This window comes from Streptomyces nanshensis (genome assembly GCF_001751255.1).
Taxonomy (GTDB): domain Bacteria; phylum Actinomycetota; class Actinomycetes; order Streptomycetales; family Streptomycetaceae; genus Streptomyces; species Streptomyces nanshensis_A.
On the sequence record NZ_LJGW01000171.1, the window covers coordinates 1 to 5,993 of the forward strand.

At 71.3% G+C, this 5,993-nt stretch carries 6 protein-coding genes and 1 pseudogene; 2 read left to right on the forward strand and 5 right to left on the reverse strand.

Annotated features, from left to right (window positions below; all coding sequences use genetic code 11):
* Nucleotides 1-1,576, reverse strand: a pseudogene (locus AN218_RS10705) (DEAD/DEAH box helicase); the annotation flags it as partial.
* 242 nt (nucleotides 1,577-1,818) lie between these two features.
* Here AN218_RS10705 and AN218_RS10710 point away from each other — a divergent pair.
* Nucleotides 1,819-2,550, forward strand: coding sequence for a ferritin-like fold-containing protein (locus AN218_RS10710; protein ID WP_070016557.1), 732 nt, complete (start codon nucleotides 1,819-1,821; stop codon nucleotides 2,548-2,550).
* A gap of 103 nt (nucleotides 2,551-2,653) precedes the next feature.
* Here AN218_RS10710 and AN218_RS10715 read toward each other — a convergent pair whose 3' ends face one another.
* The 4 genes from AN218_RS10715 to AN218_RS10730 form a co-directional block, all read right to left on the reverse strand.
* Nucleotides 2,654-3,031, reverse strand: coding sequence for a hypothetical protein (locus AN218_RS10715; RefSeq protein WP_309251039.1), 378 nt, complete (start codon nucleotides 3,029-3,031; stop codon nucleotides 2,654-2,656).
* Nucleotides 3,032-3,100: 69 nt separating this feature from the next.
* Nucleotides 3,101-3,331 carry a DUF3107 domain-containing protein gene (locus tag AN218_RS10720; protein WP_070016559.1) on the reverse strand — a complete coding sequence of 77 codons (231 nt, stop codon included), beginning with the start codon at nucleotides 3,329-3,331 and terminating at the stop codon, nucleotides 3,101-3,103.
* Nucleotides 3,332-3,609: 278 nt separating this feature from the next.
* Entirely contained in the window at nucleotides 3,610-4,233 is a 624-nt protein-coding gene (locus tag AN218_RS10725) for a TetR/AcrR family transcriptional regulator (RefSeq protein WP_070016560.1), read from the reverse strand.
* A gap of 122 nt (nucleotides 4,234-4,355) precedes the next feature.
* Nucleotides 4,356-4,586: a hypothetical protein gene (locus AN218_RS10730; protein WP_070016561.1), complete on the reverse strand. Its 231-nt coding sequence runs from the start codon at nucleotides 4,584-4,586 to the stop codon at nucleotides 4,356-4,358.
* Nucleotides 4,587-4,700: 114 nt separating this feature from the next.
* On the opposite strand from AN218_RS10730, the gene AN218_RS10735 reads away from it, so the two are divergent.
* Nucleotides 4,701-5,732: an alpha/beta fold hydrolase gene (locus tag AN218_RS10735; RefSeq protein ID WP_070016562.1), complete on the forward strand. Its 1,032-nt coding sequence runs from the start codon at nucleotides 4,701-4,703 to the stop codon at nucleotides 5,730-5,732.
* Nucleotides 5,733-5,993 lie beyond the last annotated feature (261 nt).

Sequence of the window (5,993 nt, forward strand, 5' to 3'; positions counted from 1 at the left end):
CGCGCCCTCGTCGGCGACGGGCCGTCCGTTACGCGTACGGCGCCGCTGACGCGGAGTGCGCGTACGCCGCGGCCGCTCCTCGGAGTCTCCGCCCGGGCCGTGGTCCGGACCGCGGCCGCCACGGGCGCGCCCCGGACCCCGCCCGGTCTCGCCCAGATCCTCGACCTGCTCCGCCGAGAGGCCCGCACGGGTGCGCTCGCCGCGCGGCAGCACGCCCTTGGTGCCCTCGGTGATGCCGAGCGCCTCGTACAGATGCGGGGAGGTCGAGTACGTCTCCTCCGGGTCCGGCAGCCCCAGCTCCAGCGCCTTGTTGATGAGCTGCCAGCGCGGGATGTCGTCCCAGTCGACGAGCGTCACGGCCGTACCGGAGGCGCCGGCCCGGCCGGTGCGCCCGATGCGGTGCAGATAGGTCTTCTCGTCCTCGGGCGTCTGGTAGTTGATGACGTGCGTGACGTTGTCGACGTCGATGCCGCGGGCGGCCACGTCCGTGCAGACCAGGACGTTGACCTTGCCGTTGCGGAAGGCGCGCAGCGCCTGCTCGCGCGCGCCCTGCCCGAGGTCGCCGTGCACGGCGCCGGCGGCGAAGCCGCGCCGGCTGAGCTGGTCCGCGACGTCGGCCGCGGTCCGCTTCGTACGGCAGAAGATCATCGCCAGCTCGCAGCCCTCGGCCTGGAGGATGCGCGCGACCATCTCCTGCTTGTCCATCGAGTGGGCGCGGAAGGCGTGCTGTGTGGTGTTCGCCACGGTCTGGCCCACGTCGTCCGGCTCGGAGGCGCGGATGTGCGTGGGCCGGTTCATGTAGCGACGGGCCAGGGAGATGACCTGCCCCGGCATCGTCGCCGAGAACAGCATGGTCTGCCGCTTGAGCGGCAGCATCTGAATGATCTTCTCGACGTCCGGCAGGAAGCCCAGGTCGAGCATCTCGTCGGCCTCGTCGAGCACGAGGGTGCGCACGTCGGACAGGCGCAGCTTCTTCTGCCCGGCCAGGTCGAGCAGCCGTCCCGGGGTGCCCACGACGACGTCGACGCCCTGCTTGAGCGCCTCGACCTGCGGCTCGTACGCGCGTCCGCCGTAGATCGACAGCACGCGGACGTTGCGGACCTTGCCCGCCGTCTGCAGATCGTTGGTGACCTGCTGGCACAGCTCACGCGTCGGTACGACGATGAGCGCCTGCGGGGAGTCGGTGAGCATCTCGGGCTGCGCCCTGCCGGACTCGACGTCGGCGGGCACGGTGACGGCCTCCAGCAGCGGCAGGCCGAAACCCAGGGTCTTGCCGGTGCCGGTCTTGGCCTGGCCGATCACGTCGCCGCCCGCGAGGGCGACGGGGAGCGTCATCGACTGGATGGGGAAGGGTGTGGTGATGCCGACGGCTTCGAGGGCCTCGGCGGTCTCGGAGAGGATTCCGAGTTCGCGGAAAGTCTTGGTGGTCAGGATGCTGGCCTCTTCTGTGTGACGCGTGCGGAGGAGGCGAAAGAGGGTCGTGACCGCATCTCCGGGGGCGGCTCTTGCCGGCCCGCCGGCCTGTGCGGGACCACTGGCTCTCGCTCAAGCGCTCATCACGCGAGCGGTCCCTCATGCCATGCGACGTGTCGGGGACACGCGCCTCGCGGAGGGCTGTCGGGGTCGGAGCCGATCGGGCCACCGACCGGGCATCCGCAGTTTGCGTACATGCTCCCACCGATTCGGCGAGAGCCAATATCACTGTACCCCGGATCCGCGCATGTGTACCGGGGCGATTGTTGTGTACGAGTTCACTGTGGCCTGCGAGGCCGGTACCAGGGGCTTCCGGGCCCGTCGGTGCGGGCTATCGTGCTCGCCATGGAGACCAATGGGAAGACGTCCGAGCCCGCGCACACCGGGATCGCCACCCAGGACTGGGCCGAGGCGTCCGCCGACCCGACCTACCGGGCGGCCGTCGTCGATCTGCTGGGTGCGCTCGCCTACGGAGAGCTTGCCGCCTTCGAACGTCTCGCGGAGGACGCGAAGCTTGCGCCGACGCTCGCGGACAAGGCACAGCTCGCGTCCATGGCCTCCGCCGAGTTCCAGCACTTCGCGCAGCTCCGCGACCGGCTGTCGGTGATCGACGCCGAGCCGACCGAGGCGATGCAGCCCTTCGCGTCCGCACTGGACGAGTTCCACCGGCAGACCGCGCCCTCCGACTGGCTGGAGGGCCTGATCAAGGCGTACGTCGGCGACTCGATCGCCGCGGACTTCTACCGCGAGGTCGCCGCACGGCTGGACTCCGACACCCGCGCCCTGGTGCTGGGCGTCCTCGACGACAGCGGCCACTCCAGCTTCGCCGTGGAGAAGGTGCGCGGCGCCATCGAGGAGGATCCGCGGGTGGGCGGACGGCTCGCGCTGTGGGCGCGGCGGCTGATGGGGGAGGCCCTCTCGCAGGCGCAGCGCGTGGTCGCGGACCGCGACGCGCTCTCGACGATGCTGGTGGGCGGTCTCGCGGACGGGTTCGACCTGGCCGAGGTCGGCAAGATGTTCTCCCGGATCACCGAGGCGCACACCAAGCGGATGGCCGCGCTGGGACTGGCCGCCTGAGCGAGGAACGCGTAGGCCGCGTATGTGATGTGTCACGTACGCGAGGGCGCCGCGGCCCGGACCGGTTCACCGCCCGGACGAGCGACCGGGCTCTGCCCGGCGGCTACACGTGCGGGGGGCTGGGGACCTTGGGGCCGAGGCGCTGCGGGGGACGTACGTTCTCGCCGAGCAGCAGCGAGAGGATCGCGACGCTCACTGCGGCGGCGACCGTCAGCGTCACCAGGGTGTGGCCGCCCCCGAGCACGATGTGGCAGATGAGCCCGCCGAGCAGCGCGGCCACGGGGCCGGTGGCGAGCACGAGGGAACGGTCGGGGAGTCGCTCGGGCAGCCGCCTGGCGGCTGCGTAGGCGATGGCGAGTCCGAGGGCCGTGGCGCCGAGTGCCTCCCAGAACATCGGGACCTCCTCGGGGTCGACGACGGCCGGTGCGGAGGCCCGGCCGTGCGGTGCGATTCGCTCCCGTACTCCCCTCGTGGCACGCACGCGAAACGGCGGCTCCCCGAAAGATTCGGAAAGCCGCCGTGATGCCTCGCGTCCGGTGTGCCCGGACCCTCAGATCGTGCCGAACCCGACCTTGCGGCCGCTCTGTTCGGCGATCTCCACATAGGCGACGCGGTCCGCCGGAACCAGGACCTTGCGGCCGTGCTCGTCCGCCAGGTTGAGCACCTTCGAGCCGCCGTCGGACAGTGCGGCCGACACCGCGCTCTCGACTTCTTCGGGAGACTGCCTGCTCTCGAAGACGATCTCGCGGGGCGCGTGCTGCACGCCGATCTTGACCTCCACGGCTATGTCCCTCCGAACGGTCAGTTGAATACGCGGTCAGCCGCGCTGTACTGAGCACACATTAGCCCGACCGCGGCCCGTCCCGGAGCCTGGCTCCGCACGCCCGCAGCGAACAGCGGCGCACACGGCGGCGCGCGCCGCGGCAGACCAGAGAGAAGCCCCCGCGGAAGAACCGCGGGGGCTGTGCGGCGGCCGGGGCGCGAACGGGCGCGCGGACCGGCCGCGTACGGTCGTCGGCTCACGGTTCAGCTCAAGGTCGTCGGCTCAAGGTGTTCGGCTCACTGCATGGGGAAGCCCGCGATGCCCCGCCACGACAGGGACGAGATCAGCTTGGCCGCCGAGTCCCGGGGGATGGGACGGCCGGAGCCCAGCCAGTAGCGCGCGGTGATCTGCGCCATTCCGCACAGCCCGACGGCGAGCAGCATCGACTGGTCACGGGAGAGCTTGGTGTCCTCCGCGATGACGTCGCTGACGGCCTCGGCGCACTCCAGGCTCACGCGGTCGACGCGGTCGCGCACCGCCGGCTCGTTCGTCAGGTCGGACTCGAAGACGAGCCGGAAGGCGCCGCCCTCGTCCTCGACGTAGGCGAAGTAGGCGTCCATCGTGGCCGCGACGCGCTGCTTGTTGTCCGTCGTCGAGGCCAGCGCCGCCCGCACCGCTTCGAGCAGTGATTCGCAGTGCTGGTCGAGCAGCGCCAGGTAGAGGTCGAGCTTGCCCGGGAAGTGCTGGTATAGGACCGGCTTGCTGACGCCCGCCCGGTCGGCGATGTCGTCCATGGCGGCCGCGTGGTACCCCTGGGCGACGAAGACCTCCTGTGCTGCTCCCAGCAGTTGGTTGCGTCGGGCCCGGCGCGGCAGGCGCGTGCCCCGTGGGCGCGCCTCGGTTTGCTCGATGGCTGTCACGCCGCCTCCCTGATCAGTCTCTGTGCGCGGTATGCGCTGCGCCCGCCATCGTACTTTTCGGTAACCGACCTGTGACTGCCGCGGGCCGAATATTTCAGCTCAGGGCATGCACAGCGGGCGCTTTATCGGTACTCATCCTCGTTCAGTTCGACCACACGTGCCTGCTCGGCCGCGTCGGCGGGATCGGCCTCGATGTCCTCGCGGCCGGTGAGCGGTGCGTCCCGCTGGCGGAGCAGATCGGCGTGCTGTTCGGCGGCGTCCTCGGGCGGGGCTTCGAATCCGGTGGGCTCTTCCTCCGGCTCCTCCTCGTAGGTGTCCTCGAAGTCCTCGGGGTCGGTCGGTTCTGCAGACATGTCGCTCCTCTTTCCAGGAAGACGCCTCTTAATCGAGGCTACGACGTGCCGGGACGGTCGGTGTGATGACCAACACCCGGTGAAGCGGCGTGATCGCCTCGTAATATTGCGCCCATGTCGTCGACCGAGCAGCCCGGTGTGCGCAGCGTCCCCGAGGGGGCTCAGTCGGTGCCTCCGGCCGGTGATCCACCCGTACACGAAGGCGAGCGCGTGCGGTATGTGCCGCTGTCGGGGCTGACGCTGAACGTGCGCTCGCGGCCGCCGGAGCGTACGGGGCTGCCGCCCGCGGTGTACGTGCACGGGCTCGGCGGCTCCTCCCTCAACTGGTCGGCGCTGATGCTGGAACTGGCCGGCGACGTCGACAGCGAGGCCGTCGACCTGCCGGGCTTCGGGCTCTCGCCGCCGCCCGACGACGGCGACTACTCGGTCACCGCGCACGCCCGTGCCGTCGTGCGCTACCTCGACGCGTGCGGCCGTGCCCCCGTGCATCTCTTCGGCAACTCGCTGGGCGGCGCGGTCGCGACGCGGGCCGCGGCGCTGCGGCCCGACCTCGTACGCACCCTGACGCTGGTCTCGCCCGCGCTGCCGGAGCTGCCGCCGCAGCGCACCGCGCTGCCGACCGCGCTGCTGGCGGTGCCCGGCATCGCGGGGCTGTTCGGGAAGCTGACGAGGGGCTGGTCGGCGGAGCAGCGCACCCGCGAGGTGCTGGCGCTGTGTTACGGCGACCCGGGCCGGGTCTCGCCCGGCGGATTCGCCGCGGCGGTCGCGGAGTTCGAACGCAGGCTGAAACTCCCGTACTTCTGGGATTCGCTCGCACGTTCAGCGCGCGGCCTCGTCGACGCCTACACTCTGGGCGGTCAGCATTCGTTGTGGCGGCAGGCGGAGCGCGTACTCGCCCCGACGCTGCTGGTGTACGGCGGGCGGGACCAGCTCGTGAGCTTCCGGATGGCGCGGCGCGCGGGCGCGGCGTTCCGGGACAGCCGGATGCTGGCGCTGCCCGACGCAGGGCATGTGGCGATGATGGAGTATCCGGAGCTCGTCGCGTGTGCGTTCCGTGAACTGCTCGTGGACACAGCTCGGTTGACGGGTCGAACCGAAGTGGGCAACCCTTCGTCCCCGAGGCCCGTACCCCCGGAAGGTGACTAGTGGGACGCCATAGCCGCAAGGGGCGCGCAAAGGCCGGTCAACCGTCCGAGCGGACGGTTCCGCGCACAGCGGCAGCCCCGCCGTCGTACGGCATGGCGGACCCCGACTACGGCACGGCGGATCCCACCGGTGATCCGGAGTACCGCTCCCAGGCGGCGTACGCGCCGCGCGGCCCACGCGAGGGCGGCAGCCCGCAGGGCCCGTACGGCGACGGCGGACCGGGCCGGTGGTCGCGCGACGCCCACCCCGGCGGACAGGGTC

What these genes read in the sequence shown, in the direction of transcription:
- AN218_RS10710 (WP_070016557.1), top strand. Translation starts at nt 1,819, where the DNA reads ATGGAGACCAATGGGAAGACGTCCGAGCCCGCGCACACCGGGATCGCC.
- AN218_RS10730 (WP_070016561.1), bottom strand. Translation starts at nt 4,586, where the DNA reads ATGTCTGCAGAACCGACCGACCCCGAGGACTTCGAGGACACCTACGAG.
- AN218_RS10735 (WP_070016562.1), top strand. Translation starts at nt 4,701, where the DNA reads ATGTCGTCGACCGAGCAGCCCGGTGTGCGCAGCGTCCCCGAGGGGGCT.